The sequence below is a fragment of the Paenibacillus sp. J31R122 genome (genome assembly GCF_056269185.1).
In genome coordinates this window covers 159991-176149 of sequence record NZ_JBWDNM010000013.1, presented here as the reverse complement: position 1 = coordinate 176149, position 16159 = coordinate 159991, and the positions used below count along the sequence as shown (strand labels likewise).

Below are 16159 nucleotides of genomic sequence, written 5' to 3'. Positions count from 1 at the left end.
AACTCAAACTTGCCGATTACTCAATTTTCAATTCAACCACTATCAAACAAAAACTTCATAAAGCCCAATTGCAATTAATATTAATCCTCCAATAGATTTAGAATATTTTCCCAACCAGGTCATCGCAATGCGATGCCCAATACGCTCGCCGATAGCTACAGTTATTAACGAAAACACACCAACTGAGATTGCAGTCAGAATAGGCGAGGCACCGCTAACCCCCGCTCCAAAGCCCATAGCGATACAATTCATTGAAAGTGCAAAGCCTAACGAGATAGATTCTTTCCATGAGATAGTTTTGCTAATATCACTCATAGCAGGTAACGGCCTTGATACATCAGTAGTCGCACCTTTAGGTTTCATACTCCATATCCCGAGCAACATAAGGACAATGCCACCAATTAAATCGGTGTTCTGTTGACTCATATATCCAGATGAGAATTGACCTAGTGTAATCGATAAATAGGCTGCGGTCATTCCAAAAATAGCAATTAATAGGTTTGATAAGATTGGGATTCTTGTTGATCGTGTTCCGAAAGATACACCAATCCCTATATTATCAATATTAGATACGAAACCAATTAATATGATCGAAATCCAGTGCATATCTATTCCCCCCTCCAACTCTTCTATTATGTAGAGTATGCTAGAGGAGGTTTTATAGATTGTGTTGTTTGTTTACTATCTCGCACCACTTACTATTTTGTAACTAACAAGATAGTAATGAGCTGGTGCTTTTTAGTTCGATAGAATGAGCTCCACCATTTCAGAATTTGGTCTAGTTAACATAATTGTAATGACAAAATATTTTGCACCATGTAAAGCATCGACAGACCTTGCTTTATTATCATTATTCTTTACTGTTACTCGCTCATTAATTGAGATAATCCGTTCATCTATAAATTGGGAATACTCTTCTTGATAAATTTCTCTGAGGGAAGACACGATAACGGGATGTAATTGTTGTAATAGTGCCCCTTCAATTAAATCTTCTCTTGGTGCTGAAAATACTATAATGTCAGTGTCATTAGTTGTACCTAATATAAGAAAACAAAAGACCAAAAAGCTAATAACATATTTGCTGATCACATGATCACCCTTACCGTTTTTAGGTTATTATCCCCATAAATGGAATTATAAACCTGATAACATTTTCGGTTCAGCCGCTGAATTCAGGGGTCTAACCACTTGTGCAACTCAATCTAATCTATTTATGCAACTATTCATTCTCTAACCTTATCTCACTTAATGTTCGACAGTCTGCTCTTCCTTAATAAGTAGAACTAATAAATACTGCAAAACAGCCATCGCGAACAATACCACTGGCAACCATGCGGATTGTAGATCTTTAGCCAGCAAAATCAACACCACAATCGATATAACTCGACCCGCGTTAAGGAACAGCTCTCTCATAACAACCGATTCCACCCGCAATTGACCCTTGAGAGGCAGTGTGCCAATTATGCGATAATAATAAGAAGTAAGTGTATTTACCGCCAGTGGATTACAAATCGAGAATACGATCATAAACATCGCAACCGACCATAACTGTACTTGAATAAGCAGCAGCACAGCTCCAATCGCTACACCCGTTGTCGAATAAAACACATATTTACGCACATGCTCCTGCTGTGCTTTCCGAGAAATAACGTAGCCAGTCATTACAGTAAGTGATGAGAAAAACATACCAAAATAACCAACCCAGTCCTCACGTCCGACCGACTGAAAAAGCAATATATTAGGAAGGAACAGCATAATGCCCTGAAACAATCCTAGCACGAAAAAACTGTACAGCGCTTTGACCCAGCGCCGATTCTTACTCATAACAAGCCCCATAAATTTTAAATAATAGGCTTTATGATGGGATTTAATCATTGGAATTCGAAAGCTGCCAAGTGCTGCAAGAAGGAACATAACAAACGCAAGCGTGAATATAAAAATATAGCCTTGAAGCCCTTCATTGTGCTGTATGATAAAGCCTGCAAGTGCCGGGCCTGCTAAGCCCGCCGTACTAAATACGATCATATTTACAGCCAAAAAACGAATCCTATTCGCTTCCGTTGATACATCATATTGGATCACTATGTAACCCGTCCAGTATAGTCCAGCAGCTATTCCATTAAACACAGCAAATAGTAGGTAATATTGCGCAACTTGTTCCTGAGCGATAATAACAAACAGATAAAAAATAGCGATCATCACAATGCCAAGCCGATAGGTGACCATTCTGTCCTTCTGCTTGGAAATCCAGCCTCCTAAAGCGAAAGCAAACGGAGTAATGATGAAGACGACAATGTTGTAAACTCCGTTAACAGCTAAGTCCTCTGTCAGACGCCATAAGTATAGATTGAGAAATAAACCTGACATTGATGCACCGAACTGAAAGCAACTATGAATGATTAATGCAGTAATTGCGTCTTTGCCCAACCTTTGATCAGGGGGCAGCGGCGCAATTTTAAACCTGTTCCATCTCGTTTTAGTCCACAAGCCAGTTCCCAATGCTGCTTCCCCCATTACTGAATATCATTTAGTTGTCTTTGGTTTCATTCTAACACATCCAAATGAGACGTCCTGAGCAATGGAAATCGCTTCCTCTGTCAAAATTGCCTCTCTCCTTGCATATGGAACCATATCGATTGCCTATCCCTTGTTTTTATTGCCAATACGCACTTTTAGATGTACAACCTGAACTTGAAAAACAGGAATAGTCGATTACACTCGTCTAACCTTATAAAAATGATCGAATGAGATCTCACTGCCTATGACAAACTAAAAGCAACAAAACGAAAGGAGGCAACAATAATGGCAAAACAGCAGGGTCACGCAAGAAAGAACACACAATCGAAAACATCAGACAAAAAAAGTAATGGATCCGGCAACAACCATTAACCTCATTTCGAATCAACATAACTAAAATACCTAAACGTAAGTAAACGCCCTATTTACCTGCTCTCCTTGAGCGGTAATGGGGCGTTTTTATGCTTAAAAGCAGGCTTTTCTTATTTTCCATAGAATAATAAATGTAGACAACTTAAACTTTATACTAGAAAAAGTGGTGAATTCGCATGCATAATCCTTCTTATACAATCATTGATTTTGAAACCAGCGGTCTTGATCCAAAAAAAGACCGTGTCATCGAAATGGCGGCCATTCGCTGTGTGAATGGTGAAGTGGCAAGTGAATTTAGCACGCTAGTGCGCTTCGACGGCAAGCTATCAGCCAAAATAACGGAGCTCACCGGGATAACGGATGAGATGACCGCCTACGGCATGGATGAGGATACCGCGTTTCGTATTCTGAATCGCATGCTAGGCGATAATATTTTAATTGCACATAATGCAGCCTTTGATCTGAGCTTCCTGCATCATTCTTTACTTAGAATTGCCGGAAGATCATTTCAGAACGAATTTATTGATACATTAACACTGAGCCGTGAACGACATATTTATCCGCATACGCTGAAGGATATGTCCGATCGATATAATATTCCGCTAATTGGCGGACATCGAGCGCTTAACGATGTTATCGCATGCTGGGAGCTATTCCTCAAAATGGATGCCGAGCAGCCAACTCACGATGCAATAAATAAACTTGGCTACATCAAAAAATACGGCCCCCCTGCTTGGAGCCCGCCTCATGCTAAGCTTGAGCCCATGGAGCTCAAGTATGCACCTCGTTAAACGCAAAAGAAGGGAACGCCCTAAGACGCTCCCTTCTTTCAACACTACTATTTAAGCTGAAGCAAGCTTGACCATTGCACGTAATGCCGTATCGATCTCTCGCTCAATAGCATTGGCAACGATATCCGTATGCGGATCATACTCACCCGCTAGATCAGCATCGGCATAACCGTCTAGTGCAAGGATTGCCCCGGCCCGAGCGCCGCGCAGCGAGGAAATGATGTACAGAGCCGCTATCTCCATCTCGACAGCAATCGCACCTGCTTGCTTATACTGCTTATGAGGAATTTCAACAACACCAGAGAAAAACACATCAAGCGTTACTGTAATCCCCTTTTTGACAATGCCTTCACTCTCAAGCGCTGACTCATAAAGCGCCTCCGTTACAACGCTATCTGCTACTGCTGGAAATCCAGCCGGTACCAATTGATGCGTAAGACCCTCTGCACGAACAGCTGCCGTACTAACGACAAGACTTCCGGCAGGGTGATCCTTCGAATAAGAACCTGCAGTTCCAACTCTAATTAATGTATCGACTCCACCACGAATTAGTTCCTCAAAGCAAACTGCCGCTCCCGGCGAACCTACTCCATGACTGACGACAGCTAGCTGAACGCCTTCATACTCACCTACAAACGTCCGATATTCACGGGCAAAAGCAAGCTCCTTCACATTCGTCAGCTTTCGAGAAATAGCTTCTGCTCGGCGCGGATCACCACAAACAATCGCGCGAGACGGCAAATCTTCTGGATTAACCTGTAAAATTGGCAGCATTTTTCTAATCAAACTCCTTCGTCATCCATTCATCCTCGGGCATTGAATTCTCATCACTTGTGAACCGTTGTTCTTTGAAAGGGTCCGCATAATTGTGGAAACCATTTCGCTCCCAAAAGCCAGGACGGTCCTCTTTCATAAATTCAATACCTGTTACCCATTTCGCACTCTTCCAAAAATACAAATGTGGTACAAGCAAGCGAAGGGGCCAGCCATGCTTGTCCGTTAAAGGTTCACCGTCAAAGCGATGAGCAAGCAGTACATTATCATGCAGCAAATCCTCAAGCGGCAAATTCGTATCATAATCCTCATCCGCATGAATCATCACATAACGGGCATCCGGCTTCACCCCAAGCAAGGATAGAAAGTCTGAAAACTTAACGCCTTCCCATTCTGTATCCAGCTTCGACCAACGTGTTACACAATGTATATCACATTCCGTCTTCGACTGCGGCAACGCCAGCAGGTCATCAAAGCTGAAAGTACGCTCTTGCTCGACTTCTCCGAATATACGCAATGACCAATTATTCAAATCGTAGCGAGGGACTTCCCCTTCATGTAAAATAGGAAATCGATCCGTCACCGTCTGACCTGGCGGAACGCGATGCGCGACCTCTGGCGCAACCACAGCTTGCTTAATTGTCTTAATCTTCTTGAGACGCTCTGCTTTGTTATGCATGATGTATGCCTCCTCCAAGCGTAAACGGTTGTCGCCATCTTTTTCGGCAAAGCTAACGTTTCGCAGTGAATTATGTGCCTATTATAAATGTGAAACTTATAAATCCTTATAATTTTTAAAAACCGTTTTGCTTATCGTGAGCTTTCGTTTGCTTTACGAGCTTCCAGCATATAGCTTTTGTCTCTGAAGACAAGCATGGCCGCTATCGTAACTACATACGGCAGCATCATAGTGAAATGTGTCGGAATTGCAAAGCCTTGAAGCCTAATGCTAAGCGCGTCCATTAGTCCAAACAACAGGCTGGAGCCCGCGACACCGATTGGACTAGACTGACCAAGCATCGTTGCAACCAGAGCAATAAAGCCTCTGCCTGACGTCATTCCCTCAGTAAACATCGTTACATTGCCAAGGGAAAGCTGCGCTCCAGCCAAGCCGCATAACACACCGCACAATAAGACAGCGCCGTATTGTATCCGGGATACTTTGATACCAAGGCTTTTCGCTGCGCTTGGATTTTCCCCTGCCGCGAGTAAACGAAAGCCTGTAACTGTTTTAAATAAGAACAGATGCAGCCCAATTACGATTATAAACGCTAAATAGACAAGTGGAGAATGACCGGATATTACATCACCTAGCCAAGGAATATCTTTGATCAATGGGATTTCCCACTTCGGCAAGCCCAACATATCTTTGTTGTAATAAGCACCTTTCACATCGAATATTGCTCGCAGCAAAAAGGTAGTCAAGCCGAGTGCGAGAAAGTTAAGCGAAATACCGACAACGATGACATTTGCCTTCAAGTTAATACTCATATAGGCGAAGATCATCGAAAAAGCCATCGTACTCAGAACCGCAATCAGAACTGCTGCAACTAGGTTGCCCGTAAAGTGATTACCTACGATTGCGAAGAAAGCTCCCATTAACATGAAACCTTCTAAGCCTACATTAAACAATCCGACACGGGCGCATATGGCACCGCCAAGCGCTGCCAGCAAAATAGGAGCAACCAAACGCAGTGTCGAAGCAAATAGCGACACATCAAACAGCTGGTCCATCGGAAGCCCTCGCTTTCTTGCGTTTAATAAACGAATACGTCAGCTTAGCGGATACGAACAAGATAAGCACCGCTTGAATAATGCTGGATACCTCAAGCGGTACATCCGTGTTGCGCTCCATCCCCATTCCACCTGTTTGCAGGGCAGCGAGCAATATAGCCGCTACCGCTGTTCCAAGTGGGTGAGATCCTGCAAGCAGAGTGGCCATAATACCCGACCATGCGTAACCCGGACTAGTTAAAGCGCCATCCAAATATCGATATTGTGTGCCTAACACTTCCACTGAGCCCGCTAGTCCTGCGAATCCTCCGCTGACGAACATACTAAAAAGCATTAGCTTACCGCGCTTTACGCCGCCATAGCTCGCGAACATCGGATTTCCGCCTAGCATTCTTATTTCATAGCCTTTTACGGTATATTTCATAAACAAAAAGGTTAAAACAGCTCCTACTACTGCAAAAATAAATCCGACATGTACACTCATTCCATCAAATAGCTTTGGCAGCCAAGCCGCCTTATCTATCATTACGGTTTGAGCCATAGCTGCAGATCCACTTCGATCCATCAAAGGGTAAGAGACGATGTATCCCGCGAATAAGGTTGCTATATAATTGAGAAGTAATGTTGTAATTAATAGGTTCATCCGAAATCTAGCATCGAGCCAGCCGGCAAATGCCGACCATATTCCCCCGGAAATAATTCCGGCAATAATAGCTGCTGTGAGTTTAAACCAACCTGGTCCCGGCAAGTAAATAGCCGTTAGTGCAGCACTTAATGCGCCAAGCACCATCTGGCCCTCTGACCCCATATTGAAAAATCCGGCGCGAAAGGCTATCGCCACGCCAAGACCGATTAGAATAATAGGCGTCGCTCTGCTTAATGTGTTCGTAAAGAAATAAAAGTTGCCGAATGCGCCCTTCCACATTTCCGCATATGTTTCTGTAATGGATCCGCCGACGACTGCAATCGCAATAGCCCCGGCTGCTAGCCCTACCACAATGGCCAGAAGAGGCTGCAGCAACGAACGTCCAAATTGTATCAGCTTATCCAACCGCTTTTCCTCCCGCCATCATCAAACTGATCTGGTCCTCCGTTGCCGAATCCGCAGTTAGCTCGCCGACAATCCTTCCTTCGAACATAACTAATATACGATCAGAAAGCTTTAAAATCTCTGTCAATTCCGATGAAACAAGCAAAATGGCACCGCGTTCATCACGTTTCTTGAGAAGCTCGCCATGTATAATTTCCATCGCTCCAACGTCAACCCCGCGAGTCGGTTCCGCTGCTATAAGAAATGGAGTCTTCTGCGCAAGCTCCCTGGCAACGATTAGCTTTTGCAAATTTCCTCCAGATAAAAATTGTGCTTTTGTTGACAATGAGCCTGTTTTTATCCCAAACCGCTGCACCCATTCTGCTACCATGCCGCGAATACTCGAACCGCGCAAAATACCATACTTCTGATGTTTTCCAGTATGTCCCATCAAACCATTCTCTGTAACTGTCGCATCCTTAGCAACACCCCACTGATAGCGATCCTCCGGTATGTGGGCTAAGCCACCTTCACGAATCTTACTCACGGACGCACCTGTCATATCGCTGCCAAGCAGCTTTATTGCTCCGTCATCCGTTTTTATCAGGCCAGAAATCGCTTGCAGCAGCTCCGACTGACCGTTGCCGGAAATACCTGCAATACCTACAATCTCACCCTCGTTTACGCGCAAGCTTACTTGATCGAGCAAGGGCTTCACTTTCGTTCCATGAATGGAGATGTTTGAAACCTCCAGAACCGGCTTGCCGGGTAAAGCTTTGTTACGAGATATATTTACTAATTCACGACCTACCATAAGTTGCGATAACTGTTCCTCATTCGTATCGGCAGCATTAACTGTGCCTGTAACCTTACCATCCCGCAGAACCGTAATACGGTCAGCGACCTCCATAATTTCTTGCAGCTTATGACTGATCAATATAAAGCTTTTCCCTTGACGTGCCAGTTCCTTAATCGCTGCCAAAAGTTCTTTCACTTCTAGCGGAGTCAATACGCCTGTCGGCTCGTCCAATATAATAATTTCCGCTCCTTGATGGAGCACTTTCAATATTTCTACACGCTGCTGAACACCCAGCGAGCATTCCCCAACCTTTTTCCACGGATCTACCGGCATTCCATATTTCTTGCCTAGCTGCACAGTCTCCGCTGCCGCTGCTTTGCGATCAAAACCAATCCCCTTGGAAGGCTCACGGCCAATCACAATGTTTTCAGCAATCGTAAAGGAAGTGAACAGCATAAAGTGCTGATGAACCATACCGATTTTATGCTGAATCGCATCAGTAGGATTGGTGAAGGACACCGACTTGCCATTTAGCTTAATCTCGCCGCTTGTTGGGCTTTCCATCCCATACAAAATGCGCATAAGCGTTGTTTTACCGGCCCCATTCTCGCCAACGAGCGCATGTATTTCTCCTTTGCGCAATGTGAAATCAACGCCGTTATTGGCGATTACATTTCCATATGCTTTCGTAATACTCTCCATTTGCAACAGCATAATGGCGTTCAGCTCCTTTCACTCCCGATTACAATCGCAAACACACGAAAACGACTGTCGCCTGCCTTGACGGCGCAAGCTCGTTTCGCCAAGCGTAAACGGCTGTCGCCGTCCTCTGGCGGCATAAGCTCGTTTCGCGATGAAATCCCTTCCTGAATATCCGAAGGAAGTGTCCACTCAAAGAGCAAGCCGGCTGCAGAGTAGCAGCCGGCATCTCTTACTATAACAACAATCTTTGCTTATTTTTGCTCTAAAGGATTTACTACAACGATTTTACCAGATTTAATGTCATCAGCGATAGCTTTTACTTTATCAACATTTTCTTGACCAATAAAATCGCTAAGTGGTGATTTACTATCACTCGTTACGAAAGTGAGGCCTACGCCATTTTCCTTTAAACCATAATCCGCTACTCCGTATTCAAAAGTTCCTTCTACGAATGTTTTAACCGTTTCATATGCAACAGCATCCGTACCTTTCAATTGCGAAAGAACGATATGCTCTGGATCCTCTTCTGTACGGTCCGTATCTTGGCCGGATGTGTAGAAGCCTTTTTCCTTAGCAGCATCGAAAACACCGTTATCTCCAACGGCTGCCATACCCGCGATAAAGTCAGCTCCTTTTGAATGCTGAAGCAATGCAAGCTCTTTACCTTTAACAGGATCTGCGAAGCCGCCAACGTAGTTTACTAGAAATTTTGCTTCTGGATTTGTACTTTTCAAGCCTTGTTCAAAGCCTGAAGTATATTTTTTAAGAAGTTGAGAATCCATTGCTACTACTGCTCCAACTGTGTTCGTTTTTGTCGACAAGCCAGCTAAAGCGCCCATCAGGTAAGCTGCTTCATGCTCACGGAACATTACGCTGCGTACGTTAGGCTGATCAACAGTAGTATCGATTACCGCGAATGCCTTGTCCGGATTTTCAACAGCTACTTTGTTCAAAGCGTCTTCTGCTTGGAATGTAGCAGTAATAATCAAGTCATAGTTTTCGCTTACTGCTGCGCGAAGGTTTTGTTCAAAGCCAGCAGGATCAGTCGATTCGATTACTTTAACGTCAGCTCCGAACTCTGTGCCCGCTTTCCGGAAGCCTTCATCCATCAATACGAAAAACTTATTCACGCCGATTTTTTCAGGAAGCACGAGTGCTATTTTTTTCTTTTTTGCACCGCCAGCTGTATTATTTGTATTGCCAGCTTCGTTCTTATTTGCTCCACAAGCAGCGAGCATTGCTACCATTAGGAACAACGATAATACTAAAGCAACTGATTTTTTCAAATGAATCTCCCCTAGTCTATGATTGTATTATTCATTTAAATCCTATTGGATTTATCGGAATTTGTCAATTCTAATAATCGACAAATTTCTTGTTTATTTTACAACAAAACAAGTCGACTTACTAAATAAAGTTACTATAGTCACAAATTTGTAACATGCTTCACGTTTACATGATCTAGAAGGGTCAAGATTTCATTTTTTTCGACTTGGTGTTACAATTATAAATTGACGACAGCAGTTTCGGTATCTTTAAGCTACTAGGATGAAAGAAGGTTTTAATGTGATTTTTTCGACTTACGCGTTTATTTTTATGTTTCTTCCGATCACATTTTTAGGATACCGACTCCTGAATGTGTTCAAGCTCAATGACCTAGCTAAAATATGGCTCGTCCTAGCTTCGTTATATTTTTATTCGCAGGGCAGCGGATCGTTTGTGTTCATATTTATAGCCGACATATTCTTCAATCTCTTAATAGGAAGACAAATCTTGAGGGCTGGAAAATCCGGTTCGAATGGTATGAAGCGATTGCTTCTAATCATTGGTCTAACGCAAAACATTTTGTTTCTTGGCTATTATAAATATGCTAACTTTGCAATCGAAAATTTTAATCTCGTTACCGGACAAGCTTACTCTCTCGTCCATATCATTCTCCCGCTCGGTATATCGTTTTATACATTCCAGCTTATCGCCTACTTGGTTGATTGCTACAGAGACAAAGTTGTAAAATCGTCTGTTTTAGATTTTCTTGTGTTTGTTACGTTCTTCCCTCAGCTTATTGTAGGCCCAATTGTTCATAACGCGGATATTATCCCGCAGATTCAAGATAAGACTAGGCCTCTATTTAATAAAGCGAATATGATGCTCGGTATTTTTCTCTTCTCGATCGGCTGTGCCAAAAAGATCATGCTCGCTGACCCATTGACTGGCTATGCGGCAAGCTTTTTTTCTAATATAGGAGCTGGCGACACATTATCAGCTTGGCTTGCATCATTTGGCTACACCTTGTCCTATTATTTCGATTTATCCGGTTATGCCGATATGGCGATTGGGCTTGCGCTCTTCTTTAATATTAGGCTGCCGCAAAACTTTAATTCGCCATATAAAGCAAGGAACTTCCGAGAGTATTGGAATAGATGGCATATGACATTATCTAGATTTTTGTCCGACTACGTCTTCCGGAGCGTATACCGGAAAGGCAAAGGCAGCTTCAACTTTTATCTAGCGGTAATGGTTACTTTCTTCGTTTCCGGATTTTGGCATGGCGCGGGTTGGAAGTTTGTCCTTTGGGGTGTCATAAATGGCGTATTCGTATGCGCCTCCCACGTGATGTACAGACGCAAGTGGCAGATGCCTTTCATAATTGCTTGGGTAATTACTTTCATAGGCGTTGTAGCAACTCGAATTCTATTTGTAGCAAAGGATACTTCGCAAGCAGTAGATGTCATGCGCAAGATGGTCAGTCTTCAAGACTTTAAGGGTATGGATATACATGCATTCGTTACACATTTGCTAACGTTCGGTGCTTATCATCTCTATACAATTCTACTGCTTATTATTGCGATGCTAATTTCTTTCTTTGCTCCAAACACCGGTGAAATAACGAAAGACTTTGTTCCACGCTATCGTCATGCGATAGCCGCAGCGCTGTTGCTTGGCATATCCTTAGCACAAATGACTTCAGTGTCTAATTTTCTATACTTCCAGTTTTGAGGTGATTATATGAAATTTTACAAATGGATCCTAGCATTTATAGCTTCTCTTGCCTTATCGGCACTCCTTCTTGGCGGCTTCAACATGGCAGTTGATCCGTTTGGCGTGTTCGGAGACAAGCTGCTGAAATGGCACTCTTACAATATGGTAAACAATCCTAGGGTAGCTAAGATCGGCTACCTCGACCAGAACCATGAACAATATAATTCTTATATTATCGGCGGCTCTAAATCGAGCTCGATTTCTCCCGCCCTACTAAATAAATATTACGGCGATGACGCCAAATTTTACAGCATGCTTATGTATGGCGGAGATTTCCATGATTATGAGAAAACACTCTATTATATCGTTGATCAGTACAAGCCCAAAAACATCGTCGTTCACATGAGCCTACAGGAGATTAGCCATTATAATGAATCGGCTACTGATTTCAAGCAATCCCTTCATGCTAAGGTGTCTGGTGAATCACGCTTTTCCTTCTACTTGGACTATTTGAAGCTTAATCCTTCCTACGGTTATACGAAGCTGGAAGGATTTGCGAAGCGAGCAATCGATCCGTTCGAATACTCGCAGTTCATACCTGAAACAGGCGTCTACAATAAAGTAAAACGTGACGCCGAGCAAGTTGACAATTTGGAGCAGTACATGAACGCAAATAAAGAAGCCTTTGCTCCTTTTGGTAAGCTAGAGGCTACCGCACTGGACAAAAATGTAGCGTCTTTAGAGCGAATGAAAGCATATACGGAAGAACACGGTGTATCCTTCCGCTTAATTACTGGAGCCACTTCTGAACAAGAGCTGCAAAGCTACGATATGTCGGCTCTTAAGCAATATTGGACTAAGCTTGCAGAGGTAACTGATTTTTGGGACTTCTCAGGCTACACAAACATTAGCGGCGATCCTAGATATTTTTATGATACGATGCATTACAGGAATACAGTTGGTGAAATGATGCTTGGTTACATCTTCAAAGATCCGGACGTGTATGTGCCAGAGAACTTTGGACATCTCACAACCAGCGAGAACGCTGCGGAGTATGCGGAGAAAATTTTCACACCTCCAGCTACACCAGCCAAGACGAAGATAAAGCTTCCCATCCTCGTTTATCATCATATTGATGACAATCCGTTAGAGCCGAATGACCTTATCACTCCTGTAGCAAAGTTTAAGAGCGATATGCTTGCCGTTAAGCAGGCAGGCTATAATACGGTTTCTATGAACGATATAACTGATTTCGTCAATGGCAAAAAAGAGCTCCCAGACAATCCGGTAGCTATCACATTGGATGATGGTTACTTAAGCAACTATGAATACGCATATCCCATTTTAAAAGAATTAGATATGAAGGCGACAATCTCTATAATAGGCTGGTCTGTCGGATTGAATGAGCATCGAATACCAGGCAAAAACTTTTATCCGCATTTTACTTGGGAGCAAGCAAAGGAAATGTATGATTCTGGCTTGATCGAAATTGAAAATCATACAATAGATATGCATGAAACTGTAACTGAGGATTCACCAGCTTCGACCCGATCCGGCATTTTGCAAATGGAAAATGAGACGAACGGAGAATATAGCAGAGCTTTCATGCAGGATATTGGCGGGATGGAAGAGAAAATCGAGAAGCTCATTGGCAATGATGTCAAAGTTTTCACCTATCCATTCGGTTATTACTCGCATCTCTCTGAGCAATTGCTGAAGGATATGGGGTATGATGTAACGCTTACGACCACTTCTGGTATTAATGAGCTTGTACAAGGAGACCCCCGAACTCTATTCGGCTTGAAGAGAATAAACGGCGGTCCTAAGGTTCCAAGCGATGTGTTAGTCAATAAATTATCTGGCAAATAATTCATCTATTCAAAAAGGGTCATTTCTAAAAAGCAGCATACTGCTTTTCAGGAATGGCCCTTTTTTTGAGCGCGTATAGCGTCAACCAGCATGCGCTACTCTTCAGATTCAGAAGCAGCCATGTTGTCTATCATTTGCTCAAACAAACGAATACCTTGCACCATATTAGCCTCTGACATACCATTAAACAGCTTAAGCATAAGCTTATTGCGTACGGTATCGATAAGAATTACAGCCTTCTTACCTTCTTCCGTTATGTCCAGCATGACGATCCGTCGATCCTGCTCGCTACGCTCTCGCTTAATATAGCCAAGATCAATCAGCCGATCAGCAATACCCGTTGCGCCGCCGCTTGTAATCATTAGCCGCTCCGCCAGAACCGACGCCTTTTGAGGGCCGATTTGCGATAATATAGTGAGCATCTTGCCATGGGTGATACCTAATCCATGTACATTATATTTGTTCCACTCAGCCAGTAATAATCTACGTACTTGACGAAATGATTCATCTAGTTGCCTCATTAGCATCAGCTTGTCTACTTCTATTTCCTCCAACTTCTAACACCGCCTTTACATTCCGGCTTAACAGCTGGTTGCTACAAGATTATAGGGAATTGGCGATATTCCGTCAATTATGCATACCCTTACACAAGCTTAACACATTTTGACTATTTACGTCGTTCCATAAACCGAATAACTTGTGAAGGTGAAATGATAGCCGTTTCAAATTGTAGCCAACGCCTGTCCAATGTGATAAAATTGAAGTTATTAATTATTTTATCCAATCATTTAATCGAAGCAGCTTTTGCTTCAGCATACAAAATGAATGAACTCGGAAGTTATCATTCCACTTCTTCCGCAACCATCAATTAACTCTCAGGAGGCTCTATCATGGCTACTAAAAGAATGCGCTCAGACATGATCAAAAAGGGATTCGACCGCGCACCGCATCGCAGCTTACTGCGCGCAGCAGGCGTAAAAGAAGAAGATTTCGGCAAGCCGTTTATCGCGGTCTGCAACTCGTATATTGATATCATTCCAGGTCATATTCATTTGCAGGAATTTGGTAAAATTGTTAAAGACGCTATTCGTGAAGCAGGCGGCGTCCCTTTTGAATTCAATACAATCGGAGTCGATGATGGAATTGCTATGGGCCACATCGGCATGCGTTATTCACTTGCGAGTCGTGAAATCATCGCCGATTCCATTGAGACGGTTGTAAATGCGCATTGGTTCGATGGTATGGTTTGTATTCCGAACTGCGATAAAATAACACCAGGTATGATTATGGGCGCGCTTCGCGTTAATATTCCAACGATGCTTGTCAGCGGCGGACCTATGAAAGCAGGTAAAACATCAGACGGACGTTCAATCTCACTTTCCAGCGTATTCGAAGGTGTAGGCGCTCACCAAGCCGGTCAAATTAACGATGAACAATTGATGGAGCTTGAGCAATTCGGCTGCCCGACCTGCGGTTCCTGCTCTGGTATGTTCACAGCTAATTCAATGAACTGTCTGGCTGAAGGACTTGGACTTGCGCTTCCAGGTAACGGCACAATTCTAGCTGTTGCTCCAGAACGTAAAGAATTTGTTAAAGAAGCTGCTCGTCAGCTTATGAAAATTATTGAATTAGGCATTAAACCGCGTGATATCGTTACAAAAGATACAATCGACAACGCTTTTGCGCTTGATATGGCAATGGGTGGCTCCACAAATACTGTACTTCATACGCTTGCAATCGCACATGAAGCTGGTATTGATTATCCGATTGAACGTATCAACGAAATCGCTGAACGCGTACCACATCTTGCGAAGATCGCACCTGCATCTGACTACCACATTGAGGATGTTCACATTGCAGGCGGTGTCAGCGCGGTTCTTAACGAGCTGTTCAAGAAGGATGGCGCATTACATGGCGACTGCTTGACGGTTACTGGCAAAACATTGCGTGAAAATGTAGTGGGCTGTGAAATTCAAGATACAGACGTTATTCACACCATTGATAATCCACACACCGCACGCGGCGGTTTGGCTGTTCTGTTCGGTAACCTTGCTCCTAACGGCGCAATTATCAAAACAGGCGCAGTAGACAAATCGGTTGGCGGCTATCATAAAGGTCCTGCTATTTGCTTTGATTCACAGGACGAAGCTCTGCATGGTATCGCAAATGGCAAAGTCAAAGAAGGACATGTAGTCGTTATTCGCTATGAAGGACCTCGCGGCGGCCCTGGTATGCCGGAAATGCTTGCTCCTACATCACAAATTGTTGGTATGGGACTTGGCGCTAAAGTTGCACTCGTAACGGACGGACGTTTCTCCGGTGCATCTCGCGGAATAAGTATCGGCCACGCTTCCCCTGAAGCTGCTGAGGGCGGTCCAATTGCTTTTGTTCAAGATGGCGATATCATCGAGATCGATATGAACAACCGTACAATGGATCTTCTAATTAGCGATGAAGAGTTCGCGAAACGCCGCTCCGAATGGAAAGGCTTCGAACTGAAAATCAAACGCGGCTACCTTGCCCGTTATGCTCACCTTGTAACATCCGCCAGCACAGGCGGCGTTATGAAAATGTAATTGAAACAAACAAGCG

Annotated in this window: 14 protein-coding genes; 4 read left to right on the top strand and 10 right to left on the bottom strand. The window is 43.4% G+C overall.

From position 1 onward, the window contains the following. Positions 1–42: 42 nt before the first annotated feature. From AC0YN7_RS21130 to AC0YN7_RS21120, 3 genes are all read right to left on the bottom strand, one after another. Positions 43–606 carry a manganese efflux pump MntP gene (locus AC0YN7_RS21130; RefSeq protein WP_475812012.1) on the bottom strand — a complete coding sequence of 188 codons (564 nt, stop codon included), beginning with the start codon at positions 604–606 and terminating at the stop codon, positions 43–45. A gap of 132 nt (positions 607–738) precedes the next feature. Continuing rightward, positions 739–1089 (bottom strand): hypothetical protein, encoded by a 351-nt coding sequence (locus tag AC0YN7_RS21125; protein WP_475812011.1) that lies wholly within the window; start codon positions 1087–1089, stop codon positions 739–741. 156 nt (positions 1090–1245) lie between these two features. After that, the gene (locus tag AC0YN7_RS21120; protein ID WP_475812010.1) at positions 1246–2499 is read right to left on the bottom strand and encodes an MFS transporter; all 1254 of its coding nucleotides are present in this window, start codon (positions 2497–2499) and stop codon (positions 1246–1248) included. A 566-nt stretch (positions 2500–3065) separates the two neighbouring features. Here AC0YN7_RS21120 and AC0YN7_RS21115 point away from each other — a divergent pair. Next, entirely contained in the window at positions 3066–3680 is a 615-nt protein-coding gene (locus AC0YN7_RS21115; protein ID WP_475812009.1) for a 3'-5' exonuclease, read from the top strand. A gap of 51 nt (positions 3681–3731) precedes the next feature. Here AC0YN7_RS21115 and AC0YN7_RS21110 read toward each other — a convergent pair whose 3' ends face one another. The 6 genes from AC0YN7_RS21110 to AC0YN7_RS21085 form a co-directional block, all read right to left on the bottom strand. Continuing rightward, positions 3732–4454 carry a nucleoside phosphorylase gene (locus AC0YN7_RS21110; protein WP_475812008.1) on the bottom strand — a complete coding sequence of 241 codons (723 nt, stop codon included), beginning with the start codon at positions 4452–4454 and terminating at the stop codon, positions 3732–3734. Positions 4455–4458: 4 nt separating this feature from the next. Then, complete coding sequence (locus AC0YN7_RS21105; protein ID WP_475812007.1) at positions 4459–5133, bottom strand: sulfite oxidase-like oxidoreductase; 675 nt, start codon at positions 5131–5133, stop codon at positions 4459–4461. A gap of 131 nt (positions 5134–5264) precedes the next feature. Beyond that, positions 5265–6188, bottom strand: a complete 924-nt coding sequence (locus AC0YN7_RS21100; protein ID WP_475812006.1) for an ABC transporter permease — start codon at positions 6186–6188, stop codon at positions 5265–5267. After that, the gene (locus AC0YN7_RS21095) at positions 6172–7239 is read right to left on the bottom strand and encodes an ABC transporter permease (protein WP_475812005.1); all 1068 of its coding nucleotides are present in this window, start codon (positions 7237–7239) and stop codon (positions 6172–6174) included. The genes AC0YN7_RS21100 and AC0YN7_RS21095 overlap by 17 nt, the downstream gene beginning before the upstream one ends. Then, positions 7232–8731, bottom strand: coding sequence for an ABC transporter ATP-binding protein (locus AC0YN7_RS21090; protein WP_475812004.1), 1500 nt, complete (start codon positions 8729–8731; stop codon positions 7232–7234). The genes AC0YN7_RS21095 and AC0YN7_RS21090 overlap by 8 nt, the downstream gene beginning before the upstream one ends. A 239-nt stretch (positions 8732–8970) precedes the next feature. Then, on the bottom strand, positions 8971–10005 hold the full coding sequence (locus AC0YN7_RS21085) for a BMP family lipoprotein (protein WP_475812003.1): 1035 nt from the start codon (positions 10003–10005) through the stop codon (positions 8971–8973). 487 nt (positions 10006–10492) lie between these two features. On the opposite strand from AC0YN7_RS21085, the gene AC0YN7_RS21080 reads away from it, so the two are divergent. Both AC0YN7_RS21080 and AC0YN7_RS21075 read left to right on the top strand, forming a co-directional pair. After that, on the top strand, positions 10493–11716 hold the full coding sequence (locus AC0YN7_RS21080) for an MBOAT family O-acyltransferase (RefSeq protein WP_475812002.1): 1224 nt from the start codon (positions 10493–10495) through the stop codon (positions 11714–11716). A 9-nt stretch (positions 11717–11725) separates the two neighbouring features. Further along, entirely contained in the window at positions 11726–13567 is a 1842-nt protein-coding gene (locus tag AC0YN7_RS21075; RefSeq protein ID WP_475812001.1) for a polysaccharide deacetylase family protein, read from the top strand. 95 nt (positions 13568–13662) lie between these two features. Here the strand turns inward: AC0YN7_RS21075 and AC0YN7_RS21070 are convergent, their stop codons facing one another. After that, positions 13663–14121, bottom strand: a complete 459-nt coding sequence (locus tag AC0YN7_RS21070) for a MarR family winged helix-turn-helix transcriptional regulator (protein ID WP_475812000.1) — start codon at positions 14119–14121, stop codon at positions 13663–13665. A 336-nt stretch (positions 14122–14457) separates the two neighbouring features. Here AC0YN7_RS21070 and ilvD point away from each other — a divergent pair, with 336 nt between their 5' ends. Beyond that, positions 14458–16143: a dihydroxy-acid dehydratase gene (gene ilvD / locus AC0YN7_RS21065; RefSeq protein WP_475811999.1), complete on the top strand. Its 1686-nt coding sequence runs from the start codon at positions 14458–14460 to the stop codon at positions 16141–16143. Positions 16144–16159: the final 16 nt, after the last annotated feature.